Below are 15786 nucleotides of genomic sequence, written 5' to 3' on the forward strand. Positions count from 1 at the left end.
GTGCGCGGCAGCGAATTGCGAAGCAAATCGCGTGCGCACCCCGTGCATGCTTTTTGACAGCGCCAGCAAAAACGGGTTTGATTTCTTCCGACTATTGGTACCGCGCTATACCGTTCAAATTGGTTGCTCTGTTTAGCCGGCTCGTCCTCGAACATGCTTCATGTTGTGCAGAGCTAACACAACATTGGGTAATTCTTAACGAGGCTGCTTAAGAGCGGTTGCGAAATCTCCTTATTGGTGTTTCCATCAACCAAAACGAGATTAATTGATGGAAAAAGTATTTCTAAAGTTTGATGGCCGTGAGGCATCGCAAGGACGCTTACATTACTACGAATATACAAGATCTCAGTACGCAACTGCGCGCTTCATATCGACAGTTGAGCATTTCCGAAGAACGCAAAAAGTTGCACAACGGATAACCCGTTCAGTGGCGGTTGAGATTTTGGTTGAAACACCCAAAGAGGGCTCGTTTCTCGAAGTGCTGTTCATAAAAGCGCAAGAAACTGCGGCGTCAGCAATAGCCGCGCCTCTGGGACCCCTAATATCTTTCGTTTGGAGTACTATCCTCCCGCGGTCGGAAAAAACGGATTCTGACCTAATCGAGATGGCGAGAATCCAACTAGCTACAGAGAAAGAAAGAACTAAGCAGGGTTTTCAAGAATCTGAACGAATGAATGCCTTACAAAATATTATTGAGAGTCAGAGTGCCACAACTCTCCAAGCATTGACGCTTCTCCAAAACACTCTTCCAGAGAATGCTGCATATGGTCGGGCCAATCTAGATTCCTCGAGACTGTCGGAAATTAACTCCGAAATGCAGCAAGAACATGAAAATCAAAAACTGCTCCTTCCGCATAAAGCAGCTTTTCAAAATATCGATTCTGACGCTCTTGCCCAACTTACCAGCCGTATCAGGCCGATGGTCCCGGAAATGGCGCTACCTCTGAAGAAAAGTGCTAATACATTGTCGATTGGGGGTGATAACGAAAGCAAGCCGTATGTGCTGCTAAACCCAACCAATGTTGCAGAGATCACAGAAAAATCGCTGGACGATGAGGTTACAGAACTCGAGATTCATGTCAGAAGTTATGATCGTGATAGAGGGATCGGTAAAGTGACCTCTCCGGAGCTTAAAAGACAACTTAACTTCGCAGTACCTCCGGCCAAACAATTTGCGCTACTGGAAAACATCCTTGAGTCGATGGCCGTTGACAAAGCATTGCTGGAATGCCGGACCTATCGGGATAAGAGTGGGGAAATCTCATCACTGTTGTTGGTAGATATTTCGCCCATTTACGGTAGATAGCTTTTTTGTAAGCTAAGATTGCTTTGTTTGGCCCCGCACGGGCAGCGCCCGACCCTCCCCACGGGAGGGCGCTTAGCACCCACGCAGGGTCAGGCGCCGCCCTCTGAAACGACGCACCCAAAGTTCGGCGTGACTCCCACTCCCCTTCCCCTCCTCTCCATAGCTCCGTATACGGACACCACCCAACCCCGGAGCCTCCATGACCTGCCCCCTCTGCGCCTCAGATGCCCCTCTATCATCCTTCCCTGTCCCCGGCGGACCCGAGGGCGCGTCCGTGGACATTTGCGCCACCTGTGCCGCTCAGATCGACGGCACGCCCGAGGAGACCCATTGGCGGGGGCTTGCGTCCTCGATGTGGTCCGAGGATGTGGCGGTTCAGGTGGTGTCTGTGCGGATGTTGAAGCGGATTGCCGCGCCTTGGGCGCAGGATTTGCTGGATCAGGTGTATCTGGACGAGGACACGCAGGCGTGGGTCGACAATCAGGCCGCCGCGTCCCAGCACAAGGATGCCAACGGGGCGGTGCTGAACCAAGGTGACAACGTGGTGTTGATCAAGGACCTGCCCGTGAAGGGCGCGGGGTTCACGGCGAAACGCGGCACTCCGGTGCGGGGGATCAGCCTTGTGGCCGACAACCCCGAGCATATCGAGGGTCGCGTTGAAGGGCAGCGCATTGTCATACTGACGCAGTTCGTGAAGAAGAAGTAGGCAGGGCAGGGTCGGTCGGCTATGTCGCCGGGCAAGGAGGCCCATGATGCGTTCACCGCTTTTCAAGATCGTCATGACATTTTACGGGATCATCGGGTCCACGCTGGCCTCGGTTCTGGTGGTGGTCGCGCTGGTCAACGGCGTGTCGGGCCTGTGGCCTTTGCTGGGCGCGGCGGGCGTCGGGTTCGTGGTCGGGCTGCCGGTGAGCTACTTTGTCGCAAAGGCAATGATCGGCGACTGATCCAGATCAAAGAGGCGCGGCGGTGCCCGGTCCACAACACGTGCGTGTTCGCGAATATATCTAAGGAGAACGCCATGTTCCGTCTCGCCGCCGTCATCTATATCCTGCTCAGTGCAACGCTCGCCGGGATATTCATTGTCGCCGCCCTGACCGTCGGTATGGATACCGCGCAGCCGATCATCTACGCCGCCGTCGCGGGTTTTGCCGTGGCATTGCCGGTTTCGTGGATCGTGGCCAAGCAGATCAACGGCTGATCGGTCGATTTTCGGTTGAAACGGAAGGCGCGCCGGGGGTAAGGCTCTGGTGTGCGGTCCCATAGCTCAACTGGATAGAGCATCTGCCTTCTAAGCAGAGGGTTGCAGGTTCGAGTCCTGCTGGGATCGCCATTTCATTTTTTCGAAACCGGACCTGCGTCTGAAGCGTCGTATATCGACAGCAGCAAGGGTTGAATTCGGGGCACGGCGCCTATTCACATCGCGCACCCTAGACGCTGCATTGTGAGCGTTTCGACGTACTGCAAAGTAGGATCACATGGCGTTCCAAAGACACGTGCTTAATCCGCGGTGGCGCCCAACAGCGTGGCACTTTGATCAGCCAGGAACTCTCCAAGCCGTTTGCGAACTGCGCGCAGTTGCTGTGTTTCAATCGTATCGACATGGCGCGCCATCCAAAGTGGCACGGACATATGAGGCATGGCTTTGTGCAGTCTTATCAATCGCTTTTCGCGGTCACCGATGAAGCAAGGAAGCACAGCGATGCCGCCGCCGAGTGCCGCCATTTCGCGCAATGTCAGGAAGCTGTCGCAGGCTGTTGAGAAATGATCGGGGCTCACGTTGTCGCCCATCCACTTCGCGGCAATAGATCGCGACAGGGCCCCTGTCATCACGAACCATTCGGTCTCATTTTCGTGTTTGGCATAGGCCGCAAAGCCAAGCTCGGCGACGGCTGTGCCCACCAAGTCGTCTGACAAAGCGACTGACGGACGCACCACAATATGGGCTTGCTCGCGTATAAGATCCAAATGTGCGTTGCTGCTCAGAAGCGTCACACTCAGGTTCCGGTCACCCGCCGATATGTCCTTCGCAAATTGCGACAGAACTGCAGCGCAGAGTGTATCTGTCGATGTGATCCTGATTGTGCCCGAAAACCCCTGCCGGCCCCCGCTTGCCAATCGGCTGACCTCACGGATTGCGACCTCGGCGTCTTGTGCTGCGCGGATAACGTGCACGCGATCGGGCATGAGCTGATAGCCCCGCGCTGTTCGCTCAAAAACCGCGGCGCCGTGGCGTTCTTCAAATGCCGCAACGTGGCGCAGCACGGTCGCGTGGTTTACGCCCAAGTGTTTCGCGGCCTGCAAAACCGATCCGGTTTCGGCTACGGTCAGGACATATCGCAGGTCATCCCAATTTTCGTTGTGCATATTTTCGCAGTCTATTTCGCTATATTGCGCACTGTTACCATATTTTCGAACAGTTACCCTTTAGGCAATAAAATTCGAAACGCGCAACAAGGAGGATTGAGATGCGGAACTATATGTTGGCGGGCTTCGCCGTTGGGGTTTTATCGATTGGTACGCTGGCCCTAGCGGACGGACATATCACCGAAAAACAGCTCGAGTCTGCGACCAAAGCGCGCCAAGCTCAAATGCAGCTCTACTCATTCAATCTTGGGACACTTGGTGCCATGGCGAAGGAAGAGGTTGCCTATGACAGCGCATCAGCCCAAACCGCAGCCGATAATCTGGCGACGTTGACCAGCCTGTCACAAGCGGGTTATTGGCTTCCCGGCAGCGATAACGAGAGCATGGAAAAAACACGTGCGCTTCCTGCGATATGGGCCGACGGCAGCGAAGTTGGCGCAAAGGGAAAGGACTTTGTTGATGCTGTTATGGCAATGCAAGCTGCGGCCGGAACAGATATTGATGCCCTCAAGGCCGCAATGGGACCATTGGGTGCAGCCTGCAGCGCATGTCACAAGGATTATCGTCAGTCGGACGACTAGGTGCACGCGTCCATGCGGAAGCTTTCGATGAAACGTTGGGCTTTCGGGCTACTGCTATTCGGGGGCGTGTTGTGTGCCGTGGGTCTGTTTGTCACACGGCCACAGCAGCTGCCAGCAGATGCATTGGCTGGCATCACCCCAGATGCCGCCAATGGCGCGTTGGTCTTCGCGGCCATGGGGTGCGCAAGTTGTCATATGGCGCCGGAGTCCGAGGACCAAACGCGGCTGAGCGGCGGTAAATCGTTCAAGACCGATTTTGGGACATTTTATGCGCCTAACATTTCGACTGATGTCGCACTGGGTATCGGCGGGTGGACCGATTTGGAAATCGCGAATGCGATCATGAAGGGCACCTCACCCAACGCACAGCACTATTTTCCTGTATTTCCTTACGGCTCCTATGTGCGTGCCGACCTTGCAGATGTAGTCGATCTTATTGCGCATTTGCGCAGTTTGCCCCCCGATCAAACGCCCAGCCTGCCGCACGACGTGGCCTTTCCGTTCAACATCCGCGCCAGCTTGGGCGGGTGGAAAATGCTCTTTTTGCGTCCAAGTTGGGTTGTGACCGGCACGCTAACGACCGAGGAAACGCGGGGGCGCGAACTGGTCGAGGCATTGGGCCATTGCGGCGAATGCCATACGCCGCGCAACGCGCTGGGCGGCATGAAGTGGGACGCGTGGCTTGCTGGTGCCTCCATTCCAGGCAGCAAGGGGCGGACGCCCGATATTCGGGCCGAAACGCTGCAATGGTCCGCCAACGACATCGTGGCCTATCTGAAAACCGGCCTGACACCAGACTACGACTCCGCCGGGGGCGAGATGGTCGAAGTCATCGCAAATACCAGCCAATTGCCCGAAAGCGATTTGAAAGCGATCGCCGCCTATCTGCTTTTGGCCCCGAAAAACTGAGAAATGAGATAAGAGACGGCGTTTGATGCAACGAGCCTTATGTATGCGTTGCATAAGGCACTTGCCGCGTTCTGATCGTTCTTACCAATAGGCAAGGTTGAGGCGGTGGCCGCGCCGATGATTGGCCGCAGTCACCGACCGATCAATGAACAGCGGCACGATCGGGTGCCCAACGTGGCGCATGCACTTTAGATTACTCCATCACTGATCGCGCTGGGCAGTGTTCGCAGAGGCAATGACGCCTCACCCTTTTTGACGCGGCTATTTGCGAGCCAACGCTTGTTGCGCCTTAATCTGTTCCATCGTAGCAATCACGATCTCGATGCGCTTTTCATCGGCTGGATGGGTTCCCCAGAAAGACAGTTGTCCGGCCTTGGAACGCGTGGCCTCATCACGAGCAAAGAATTTAGCACCCTTTACCGGATCGTATCCTGCCGCAGCAGCAATGCGTGTGCCAATCATGTCGCTTTCAAGTTCATATGTTTGCGAGAATGCCTTTTGTCCAAACGCTGCCCCAAGTTCGACTGAACGATCTACGTCGTTGGGGTCATAATATGCGCCAACGAATGCTGCCTGAGCGTTTCCGTAGGCTGTGATTGCCCCCAGAACAAGCGCCCCAGCGATTGCTTGTTGATCCCCCTTGCGGATGTGTTGGCCGATCAGGTGCCCGTACTCGTGGCCCAGAATGAAGGCAACTTCATCATCGCTTGTGGCGTCGCGCAATATTGGAAGCGAGAACCGGATCACAGGGTTTTTGTAACCTTTGCCAGCATAGGTAAAATAGGCGTTCCGTTCTTGCATTTTGCGATCAATCTCAATGCGAACGTTGCAATCAATGTCCTTCCCTTGTGCAAGTTCTGTTTCACACAGTTTTTTAGCGACGGGTTCTATCCGTCGCGCCACACGGTGGAACCGCGCGGCCCCAGTTTTAGGGCTTGCCAGCTTGCGCGAAGGAGAGGCCTTCGCTTCGGCAAAAAGAGAGTTCGCGCGGCTTGTCACGTTTTCGCTGACATTCGGCATTTCATATGTTGTGCCGCAGCTCATCAGCAATGCGGTGGAGGCGATAAGGCTGATCAATCGCAAGGGGGGTGATCTGGACATGGCGTTTTCCTTGAATTGGGTTGGTGGCCAGAATTATGTAGTAGGGACACGCAATCTATGCGTGTGGTCGTCAAATGGCATCTGGCCTTGTGTGTAAAACGCACGACGCGGCAACTCAGCGTTTCTCACTTAGAAACATTAATAAAATCAGTACGTAATACATGATTTTTCGACATAGACGTGGCGTGGGTTTTTCGACCTGCGTACTCAACTGGTCGCGATAGACCGCCCAGCAACAGCGACATCAGTCGGGCGCGGATTTGCAGGGTCAAGGCATTTGCTTGCCGCGCGCCCAACGCTGCGAATTTATGTCAGACCTGTTCCCACTTTCGTTTGGTTCAGATATTCCCTTTGCATGGACATCGTTCTGATCACTGCGGTCATCTCGTCGCTTTTCCTTGTCATTGGCGCAGCAGAGCCGTTGGCCGCCCGTTTGCGGCTGCCCTATACCGTGATCCTTGCCATTCTCGGCATTCTTATTGGGTCGGGTGCGATCTTTTTTCTGCGCACCGATCTGACAGATGCGCTGAACCCGGTGGCCGAGGCGATCCTTGGGTTGCCGATCCGGTCGAATGTCTTCCTTTATGTTTTCCTGCCGACGCTGCTGTTTCAGGCTACGCTGGAAATGAACCTGCGCCGGATGCTTGACGATTGGGTGCCGATCCTCGTTCTGGCTGTCGTGGCGGTGATCGTGGCCACGCTAAGTGTCGGCTATGCGCTGTCTTGGGTCAGTGCCTTGCCGCTGGCAGCGTGCCTGCTGATCGGCGCAATTGTTTCGACGACCGACCCGTCTGCGGTGGTTTCGATCTTCCGGTCAATCTCGGCGCCACGCCGACTTTCCCGCATCATTGAAGGCGAAAGCCTGCTGAATGACGCCGCTGCCATCGCGCTGTTTGGGTTGTTCATGGGCTTTGTCATGCTTGGCATGCCGGAACCCAAACTCTCTGACGCACTTGCCCGTTTTCCGGTTCTGATCGCTGGCGGCGCGCTGACCGGTTGGCTGGTAACGCGTATCGCAATTTGGGTAATGGCGATGTTTGGACGTCACGAGAAAGCGCAAATTTCGATTTCGGTTGCGCTGCCCTACCTTGCTTATATCGGCGCGGAACAAAGCGTTGGTGCCTCGGGTGTGATTGCTGTGGTCGCGGCTGGGTTGACGCTTAATCTGACCGGTCCGGGGCGCCTGCCGCCACAGGCGTGGGCCAGCCTGCGCGAAGTCTGGGACCTGCTGGCGCATTGGGCCGGCGCACTGATCTTTATTCTGGCGGCACTTCTAATTCCGCGACTGCTGGAAGAGGTCAGGATTGGTGATTTCCTTTTGCTTATTGTGGTGATCCTTGCGGCGATTGCGGCGCGCGCGGTGATCCTGTTCGGGTTGCTGCCGTTGCTGACGTTTTTGCGCATGTCACCCGTTGTCGACCGGCCTTATCGTGTCGGGATCCTTTGGGGTGGACTGCGGGGGGCGGTCACACTGGCGCTTGCCCTTGCCGTGACCGAAAGCTTCCGTGTTCCGATCGAGGTTAAGCGACTGGTTGGTATCCTTGCAACTGGCTTCACATTGTTCACGCTGATCGTGCAAGGGACGACGCTGCGCACTGTCATCGGCAGGCTTGGGCTTGATCGGCTGTCACCCATTGACGAAGCGCTGTCACGGCAGGTCGTTGCCGTCGCACTTCAGACCGTGCGCGAGGATGTGGCGCGGACCACCGACGACTATAAATTGACGCACGATATCGTGCGATCCGAGGCAAAAGTGTTCGGCGTACGGCTGGAAGAAGCGGTCAAGGTCGCCGAAGACAGTGACGATATCCTTGACCGAGACCGGATCACGTTGGGGTTGATCGCTCTTGCGGGACACGAACGCGATATGATTCTGGCGCGGGTGCGGGAACGGACGATCTCGGCGCGGATGGCGGAAAAAATACTGTCGGACGCCGACCGGTTGATTGAGGCTGCGCGTACCGGCGGGCGCAGTGGTTATCAGCGTGCGACCCGCCGTTCGGTCGCTTATGGGCGCACCTTCAGGGCAGCGTTGATGCTTCACAGCAAATTGGGCGTGTCGGCGCCCTTGGTGCGTATGACCGCAGATCGCTTCGAACATCTGCTGTCGCAAGGCTTGATCCTGCGTGACCTTGACGCCTTCATCAACGGGCGCATCCGACGCATTCACGGGCGGCGGGTCGCCGATCTGCTGCAAGAACTGCTTGCCCGGCGTATTGAAACGGTTGAGACCGCGATGGAAGGGCTTCGCCTGCAATATCCCGGCTATGCCGAGGAGCTGGAACGCCGCTTTATCCGGCGCACCGCCCTTCGGCTGGAAGAACGCGAATATGTGGCTATGCGCGAAGACGGTTTGATTGGTGCCGAGGTTTATACCGTGCTGATGCATGACCTTGGCGATCGCCGCAACGCTGCAGAAGCACGCCCGCGCCTGGACATAGCGTTGCAGCGGATGGAGCTTGTCAGGCAGTTTCCACTGTTTGCCGATCTTGACGATACACCGCTTAAGCGGCTTGGCCGAACCTTGCGGACCCGATACGTCAATGAAGGCAAAATCATCGTTCGCAAGGATGGAGCGGTGAAAAATGTTTTCTTCATTGCCTCGGGTGCGGTCGAACTGGAAAGCGCAGGTCAGACATGGCGCTTGGGCAGGGGCGAGATGTTCGGGCAAGTGGCGATCCTGACCAAGAACGCCGCCCGCGCCGAGATACGCGCCATTGCCCCATCGACGCTGCTTGTGCTTGACGTGGCGCGGTTTCGCGCGCTGCTTGCCAAAAGTACGGCGCTGCAAAAAGCGGTGCGCGCAAGTGCTGAGAAGCGCGGAATAGATCCCGATGTGGTGTTCAGGGAAACCACGAAGGAGAGCTAAGCCCAACAGCAACCGATCTGCACATGTAAAGCGTGGCAGACCTTACATGCTCGCCCTTTTCCAACCGTCAACGCGCTAGAAGACATCAAATACAATGAACCATTGCTGCGCATTACCGCGCCGCTGACCTTCGGCAACCTTGAACTCGTGCCAGCCCTGACCCAGTTCGCCGCTCAATACCCTGATATCGATGCGATGTGAGTTTTTCGGACCGGATCGCAAACGTGGTGGATGAAGGGTTCGACATGGCTATTCGTGTCGGCAAGCCGGGCGATTCCAGCCTTATCATCCGAAAACCGTGCGTTGTCCGCATAGTGGTTGTCGCGGCGCCGGAATATTTGAAAAGCCACGGCACGCCAGAAGCATCCGACGATTTAGGGAGTCATAGCTGTATCATCGACACAAATATCGCCGATTCCAACAAGTGGCCGTTCAGAACCGCGACCGGGCAGGCGAAGACCGTGAGCGTCGATGGCCGCATTCGCTTTTCCAACGCCGAAGCCGGTATTCGGGCCGCCGAGGCGGGGCTGGGTCTGGCCTGCGTGCCTGGTTTCGTGGCGGGCGATGTCATCCGATCGGGCCGTGTTATGCGTATTCTGCAGCCCTTTGAACCAGAGCCCTATGACGTCTATGTCCTTTACCCCCACAGCCGCCATCTTTCTGCCAAGGTGCGATTGCTGGTCGATGCCCTTGTGGAACGGTTTTGGGGTCAGCCGGAACGGGAGGCCGGATGGTAAGATCACTTCCAAAATAGTTTAATCATCTTCCATTTGCCCAGATCATCGCTGAATAGGATTAAGGCCATGTTGTTTTTGAAGACGCAACGCCGCGTCCCCAATAAGGAATACGACAATGACCTTTACAACCATTCAGAACGCCACCTGGACCGACCTTGTCGCAGGCGTGGCCAATCCCAATATTGCCGCAACGATCTTGTGTGTCTCGATGGGTATTCTGATTGTTGCCCATGCCGGGCTGAAGCTTTTCGTTTTCGCGCCGGCTGGGAACTTCCGGTATTCTGGGCAGTGGCTCTGATCGTGCAAGCGTTGCTTGGTGATTGTGCTTATGCACTGAAGCGCGCAAACGTCTAGCTGCCACATCCGGGCGCGAGGCATTGTCTCGCGACCGCAACCCGTCTTAAGGAGTGACGCCATGACCAGCTCAGCCGAGTATTTCGACATGTCCGCCGCCCCAATGCGGATCGCGAGCGTGCGATTGAAAGTGCAGGACCTAGATGTGGTTTCTGAATTCTATCAATCTGTTCTTGGTCTAAAGCCTATCAAGATTGAGGACCGTCGCGTCACGCTTGGCACCGGCTCGACGGTGCTTGTTGAATTGGTGGGCGATCCCACGCTTTCGGCGAATGATCTGCGGCAGGCCGGACTGTTTCACACCGCGTTTCTGTTGCCCACGCGCGCCGATCTTGCCCGCTGGCTGGCCCATGTGGTCGCGGTGGGCGTGCCGCTTCAGGGCGCGTCTGACCATATCGTTAGCGAGGCAATCTATCTTGCCGACCCCGAAGGCAACGGGATCGAGGTCTATGTAGACCGCCCAATGTCGCGCTGGAACGATACCAATAGCCAAATCCAAATGGCGACGGACCCGCTTGATGTGCAGGACTTGCTGAACGCGACGGGCGGAACGGAATGGTCGGGCTATCCGCTGGACGGTGTCATCGGTCACGTCCATTTGCAGGTGGGTGACACCGCGGACGCCAACGGCTTTTACCGCGATATCCTTGGCTTTGAGGTTGCTTTTAGTTACCCCAGCGCAAGCTTTTACGGAAGCGGTGGCTATCACCACCAAATCGCTGGCAATGTTTGGAACAGTCGTCGCGCGGGCACACGACCCGAGGGGATGATCGGGCTTGATGGTGTCAAGATCATCCTCCGCGACGCCGCTGACCTTGCCAAGATCACCGCGCGCGCGCAAAGCGCTGGCATCGCGATCATGAAACACACTGGCACCACCACCCTGCACGATCCATGGGGCACCACCATCACATTGATAGTTTGATGAGGCAACAACAATGCCGGTCGAGCCGAATTCCGCCTCGACCTGCGTCAAACGTCTACTTCGTTGCGTTTGGCATCATGCGATCCGGGTTCCAGAAATGTTCGCGCCTGCTCTTGCGTCTCGAAGATATGAGAGCGGGCATCAGGAAAGGTTTCCCCAAGCTTCATCCGTATGAAGGCCGATCCAGAATAGCGTGTGACGGTGCCGTAGTACTGCGCCTCAAGGCTGGCAACCATCTTAGCCCACGCCGCCGTGACCTCTTCATCCAGACGGAAGCCGTCGTAATTGACGGTGACATCCACCCGTTCCGACAGCGGCTCGCAAACAGATGCCACCTGACGGCGGATCAGATCGACATCGGCTTCGGTGCGTACGCGCATGTTTTCGAAATTCAGGAACAGCCGGTTGGTGGCGGGGTCAATGGCCACACGATCAGGCAGGTCCAGATGCAACAGGTCAGTGCGCAGATCCATTTCCTCTGGGCGGAAGATGCGTGGGTCCATCTGCGCGATCTCGTCGATCAGGGGTTTGGTCTCCATCAAGGCCAGCACGTCGTGCTCTACATCAATACCGGGCGCGACCTCGGTCAGTTTCAGCCCTTCGCGCGTCAACTCAAAGACACACCGCTCGGTCACATAAAGCACTGGGCGACCCAAGCGGGCGGCGCGGGTGCCTGAGAATGTAATTTGCTCAACTGCCTTCAGGAATTTCCGCGCACGGCCTTCTTGGATGATCTCAAGCCCGCCGTCGTTCACTGCGACTTCCAGCCCCAGCGCTGTGAATGTCCCGGCGAAGACCACAGCGTGGGCGTTTTGGCTGATGTTGATGAAGCCGCCAGCACCGGCCAGCCGCGACCCAAACCGTGACACGTTGACGTTGCCAACGGCGTCGGTCTGCGCCAGTCCAAGACACGCCATGTCAAGCCCGCCACCATCGTAGAAATCAAACTGTGCGTTCTGGGGTATCACCGCGTCGCAATCAACCGCGGCCCCGAAATCCAAGCCGGATGCAGGCTGTCCGCCCACGACGCCGGGTTCTGCCGTCAGTGTCAAATGCGCAAGCAGCCCTTCTTCTTGCGCGATAGAGGCGACGCCTTCCGGCATACCGATCCCAAGGTTGACCACACCGTTGACCGGCAATTCGAATGCGCAGCGCCGGGCGATCACCTTGCGCACATCAAGTGGCATCGGTGGAATTTCCCCAGCGGGCGGGCGAATTCTGTTGGTGAAAGCCTGACTGAAGGCCGTGCTGTAAGTTTGCAAATGGTATTCAGGTTTGGCGACGACCACCGCGTCGACGAGGATACCGGGGATATGAACCTCGCGCGCGGGCAGGGTGCGCGCACGGGCCACGCGCTCGACCTGCACGATCACCACACCACCCGAGTTTTTGACCGCCATGGCTTGGGCAAGGCTGTCGATGGTCAACGCTTCACGCTCCATCGTCACGTTGCCAGCCTCATCTGCTGTCGTGCCGCGCAGCAGTGCGACCGTCAGCCTTTGTGCCGGGTAAAACAGCATCTCTTCGCCGCCAATTGTCGTAAGTTCGACCTGAGGTTCCACCGAGATGTCGTTGATCGCGCCACCGCCCTTGCGGGGATCGACGAAAGTTTCAAGCCCGACCTTGGACAGCATCCCGGGTTTGCCCGCCGCGATGTCACGAAAAAGTTGGCTGATGCAGCCTTGCGGCAGGTTCCAACCCTCAATCTTGCCGCCGGTGGCAAGTTTGGCAACTTTCGGAATCAGTCCCCAATGCCCGCCAACTACCTTTTTCAAAAGGCCTTCATGGCCAAGCCGGTTCAACCCTTTTTCCTTGCCGTCCCCTTGTCCGGCAGCAAAGACCAGCGACAGGTCACGCGGGTGACCGGTTTCAAGAAACCTGGCTTCCACGGCTGCGAGAAGTTCGTCCGGCACGCCGATGCCGACAAAACCGGATGTGGTCAGGCTATCGCCGTCCTTTATCAGGGCGGCGGCTTCTTGAGCGGAAACGATCTTGTTGTGCTTGGACATCGCTTTATGCCGCCGTCCAGCAGCCGCCGACCGGCAATGCGATACGGGTGATGGTCTTTGCGCTTAATTCATCCATGTGAACAACTCCTTCAATGCCCGTCGACTCTTTTTGCGACCGACACGTGCGTCTGCCCTTTGATAACAGGGACGCGAGCATACGGCTACGATTGGCAGGGCGCGAGGGTCGAAGTTCTCACCCGTCAGCAGGTGCGCCGCCTTCGAACTGGTTTCCCTTGGAATAGTCGCAAGGTTCTTCTTGCGGCTCAAGATGCAACGCGGCGCCGGTATAAGGATGGGCGCGCATCAGGGCCTCGTCTGGCTCAATGCCCAAGCCGGGTGTTTCCGGCGGCAGGACATAGCCGTCTTCCCAGCGGATCGTGTGGTTGATCAGGGCTTGGTGGAAATCGCCGCCCTGTTCGATCGTCTCGACCATCAGCAGATTGGGGATCGAGGTGCCAAGGTGGATGTTCGCGGCCCATTCGATGGGCCCCGCGTATAGGTGCGGGGCGATCAGGGCGTTGTGAACCTCGGCGATGGCCGCGATCTTTTTGGCCTCCCAGATGCCGCCGACCCGTCCAAGCGCGGGTTGCAGGATCGAGGCGGCGCCTTGGCGCAGAACTTCGGCAAACTCGGCCTTGGTTGAAAGCCGTTCTCCTGTTGCCACCGGGACCGTGCTGGCGTGCGCCACCTTTGCCATTTCGGCGATGTTGTCGGGGGGGACAGGTTCTTCGAACCATAGCGGAGAATAAGGCGCAATGGCGTCAGCGATGCGGATCGCGCCGCCTGTGGTGAACTGCCCATGCGTGCCAAACAACAGGTCCGCCTTGTCACCAACGGCCTCGCGGATGGCTTTGCAAAAGGCGACGGATCGGGTGATATCCTTCATTGACGGCATGTGGCCCGAACGGATCGTATATGGCCCGGCAGGGTCGAATTTCAGCGCAGTGAAGCCTTGATTGACGCGCGTTATGGCGGCCTCGGCGGCCATTTCTGGCGAGGTCCAGAAGTCGGGCAGCGCATGATGCGGATCGGGGTAGAGATAGGTGTAGGAGCGCAGCCGCTCGTTCATCTTGCCACCCAGAAGCGCCCAGACCGGGCGAGCTCGTGCCTTGCCAAGAATGTCCCAGCAGGCGATTTCCAACCCTGAGAATGCGCCCATCACGGTTGGGTCAGGACGCTGTGTAAAGCCCGCAGAATAGGCGCGGCGAAACATCAGCTCGATGTTTTCGGGGTTTTCGCCCTGCATGTGGCGGGCGAAGACATCCTCGATCACCGCGCGCATGGCTTTGGGACCGACGGCGGCAGCGTAGACCTCGCCCCACCCGTTGATGCCGTCATCGGTGGTGACTTTTACGAAAATCCAATAGCGGCCTCCCCAGCCGGGCGCAGGCGGGGCGACGACGAAAATCTCAAGGTCTTGCAGGCGCATACGCGGCCCCCTTAATCCCGATCGAACACGATCACGTTGCGGTGCGCGGCACCGGATTTGGTGTCGGCAATTGCCTCGTTGATCTGATCCAAGCGCCAACGGCCCGAGATCAGTTCGTCCAGTTTCAGGCGCCCCTGTTGATACAGGTCGATCATCCACGGAATGTCGCGCTGGATCACCACATCGCCCATTTTACTGCCCACCATGCCTTGGCCAAGGGCGGCTAGGATCACGGGTTCATAGCGGGATTCACCTCCAGAATGTGGCATGCCGACCATGACGACCTTACCACCGGGGGCAAGGTAACGCGGGGCCGCGTCATAGGCCGGGATCGCGCCCACGGTCACAAGCACCGCATCTGCCCCGCGCCCCGCCGCTTTGTATGCGGCTTTCCATGGGGTGTCCGAGGTTGCCAGAATGCCGTCTGTCGCGCCGAATTCAATCGCTGCGTCCAGCTTGTCTTCGCTCATGTCGATGGCAATAATGCGGGCGGCCCCTGCGATGCGGGCCCCTTGGATCGCATTCAGACCGACGCCGCCTGCGCCGATGATCACAACAACCTCGCCCGGTCTGATATTGGCGGCATTCACAGCGGCACCCACGCCGGTGATCACCCCACAGGCCAGAAGCGAGGCCACGTCCATCGCCATCCCGTCGGGCAGTTTCACCACTTGGCTTTGTTCGACCACGACACGTTCGGCAAAGCCGCCGGTGGCCATCGCCTGATGCAGCTTGCCGCCATCGGTCGTTGTGATCGGCCCGTGGTCACCGTCATAGGGCGTTGTGCAGGTTACGGGCGACCCAGAAGCGCAACTGGGGCAGGATTGGCAGGCGCGGATCAGCGTGACGACAACCGGGTCGCCAACCGAAAGACCCTTCACAGAGCCGCCCGTCCGCGTGATCCGCCCTGCGGCCTCGTGACCGTAGACGGCGGGCAGCGAGCCGCCCCAATCGCCGTCCATATAGGATATATCGCTGTGACAGATCGCAACCGCGTCCAATGTCACCTCGACCTCGCTGCCTTCGGGGGGGCGGATCGAGATATCCTCGATCACAAGGGGAGCGCCAAACGCGTGGCAGACGGCGGCCTTGATCTTCTCCATCTGGGTCTCCTGCTTGTGTTCTGGGGCATGGTTGCGCAGTTTTGGGGCATTTGCCAAGCCGGAATAACTGACCTGTCTAGAACGGAAGTCTGCGGT

General features: G+C 57.5%; 15 protein-coding genes and 1 tRNA gene. 11 read left to right on the forward strand and 5 right to left on the reverse strand.

All coding sequences use genetic code 11. The features are described from left to right. Positions 1-268: 268 nt before the first annotated feature. From MUY35_RS15960 to MUY35_RS15980, 5 genes are all read left to right on the forward strand, one after another. Positions 269-1306: a hypothetical protein gene (locus MUY35_RS15960; protein WP_248370180.1), complete on the forward strand. Its 1038-nt coding sequence runs from the start codon at positions 269-271 to the stop codon at positions 1304-1306. 199 nt (positions 1307-1505) lie between these two features. Further along, positions 1506-2012, forward strand: a complete 507-nt coding sequence (locus MUY35_RS15965) for an alkylphosphonate utilization protein (RefSeq protein ID WP_248370181.1) — start codon at positions 1506-1508, stop codon at positions 2010-2012. A gap of 46 nt (positions 2013-2058) precedes the next feature. Continuing rightward, the gene (locus MUY35_RS15970; protein ID WP_242114757.1) at positions 2059-2253 is read left to right on the forward strand and encodes a CTP synthetase; all 195 of its coding nucleotides are present in this window, start codon (positions 2059-2061) and stop codon (positions 2251-2253) included. A 74-nt stretch (positions 2254-2327) separates the two neighbouring features. Beyond that, complete coding sequence (locus MUY35_RS15975; RefSeq protein WP_248370182.1) at positions 2328-2507, forward strand: CTP synthetase; 180 nt, start codon at positions 2328-2330, stop codon at positions 2505-2507. A gap of 55 nt (positions 2508-2562) precedes the next feature. Beyond that, positions 2563-2639: transfer RNA gene (locus MUY35_RS15980), tRNA-Arg, on the forward strand. A gap of 167 nt (positions 2640-2806) precedes the next feature. On the opposite strand, the gene MUY35_RS15985 is transcribed toward MUY35_RS15980, so the two are convergent. Then, on the reverse strand, positions 2807-3673 hold the full coding sequence (locus MUY35_RS15985; RefSeq protein ID WP_248370183.1) for a LysR family transcriptional regulator: 867 nt from the start codon (positions 3671-3673) through the stop codon (positions 2807-2809). A gap of 101 nt (positions 3674-3774) precedes the next feature. Between MUY35_RS15985 and MUY35_RS15990 the strand changes: the two genes are divergently transcribed. After that, positions 3775-4254: a cytochrome c gene (locus tag MUY35_RS15990; RefSeq protein WP_248370184.1), complete on the forward strand. Its 480-nt coding sequence runs from the start codon at positions 3775-3777 to the stop codon at positions 4252-4254. Between the two features lie 27 nt (positions 4255-4281). Continuing rightward, positions 4282-5163 (forward strand): cytochrome c, encoded by an 882-nt coding sequence (locus MUY35_RS15995; RefSeq protein ID WP_248370185.1) that lies wholly within the window; start codon positions 4282-4284, stop codon positions 5161-5163. Between the two features lie 261 nt (positions 5164-5424). Here the strand turns inward: MUY35_RS15995 and MUY35_RS16000 are convergent, their stop codons facing one another. After that, positions 5425-6264 carry a M48 family metalloprotease gene (locus MUY35_RS16000; protein WP_248370186.1) on the reverse strand — a complete coding sequence of 280 codons (840 nt, stop codon included), beginning with the start codon at positions 6262-6264 and terminating at the stop codon, positions 5425-5427. Between the two features lie 355 nt (positions 6265-6619). Here MUY35_RS16000 and MUY35_RS16005 point away from each other — a divergent pair, with 355 nt between their 5' ends. The 4 genes from MUY35_RS16005 to MUY35_RS16020 all read left to right on the forward strand — a co-directional run bounded on the left by MUY35_RS16005 (position 6620) and on the right by MUY35_RS16020 (position 11149). Continuing rightward, a complete protein-coding gene (locus MUY35_RS16005) occupies positions 6620-9133 on the forward strand; it encodes a cation:proton antiporter (protein ID WP_248370187.1) in 2514 nt (837 codons plus the stop codon). Between the two features lie 197 nt (positions 9134-9330). Continuing rightward, a complete protein-coding gene (locus tag MUY35_RS16010) occupies positions 9331-9870 on the forward strand; it encodes a substrate binding domain-containing protein (RefSeq protein ID WP_348984518.1) in 540 nt (179 codons plus the stop codon). A gap of 115 nt (positions 9871-9985) precedes the next feature. Further along, the gene (locus MUY35_RS16015) at positions 9986-10168 is read left to right on the forward strand and encodes a hypothetical protein (RefSeq protein WP_248370189.1); all 183 of its coding nucleotides are present in this window, start codon (positions 9986-9988) and stop codon (positions 10166-10168) included. Positions 10169-10285: 117 nt separating this feature from the next. After that, positions 10286-11149 (forward strand): VOC family protein, encoded by an 864-nt coding sequence (locus MUY35_RS16020; RefSeq protein ID WP_248370190.1) that lies wholly within the window; start codon positions 10286-10288, stop codon positions 11147-11149. A 47-nt stretch (positions 11150-11196) separates the two neighbouring features. Here MUY35_RS16020 and MUY35_RS16025 read toward each other — a convergent pair whose 3' ends face one another. From MUY35_RS16025 to MUY35_RS16035, 3 genes are all read right to left on the reverse strand, one after another. After that, complete coding sequence (locus MUY35_RS16025) at positions 11197-13158, reverse strand: CoA-transferase (protein ID WP_248370191.1); 1962 nt, start codon at positions 13156-13158, stop codon at positions 11197-11199. Positions 13159-13351: 193 nt separating this feature from the next. Continuing rightward, positions 13352-14587 carry a mandelate racemase/muconate lactonizing enzyme family protein gene (locus tag MUY35_RS16030; RefSeq protein ID WP_248370192.1) on the reverse strand — a complete coding sequence of 412 codons (1236 nt, stop codon included), beginning with the start codon at positions 14585-14587 and terminating at the stop codon, positions 13352-13354. Between the two features lie 11 nt (positions 14588-14598). Next, positions 14599-15690 (reverse strand): zinc-binding dehydrogenase, encoded by a 1092-nt coding sequence (locus MUY35_RS16035; RefSeq protein ID WP_248370193.1) that lies wholly within the window; start codon positions 15688-15690, stop codon positions 14599-14601. Positions 15691-15786 lie beyond the last annotated feature (96 nt).

The organism is Aliiroseovarius sp. S1339, from assembly GCF_023195695.1.
Lineage (GTDB): Bacteria > Pseudomonadota > Alphaproteobacteria > Rhodobacterales > Rhodobacteraceae > Aliiroseovarius.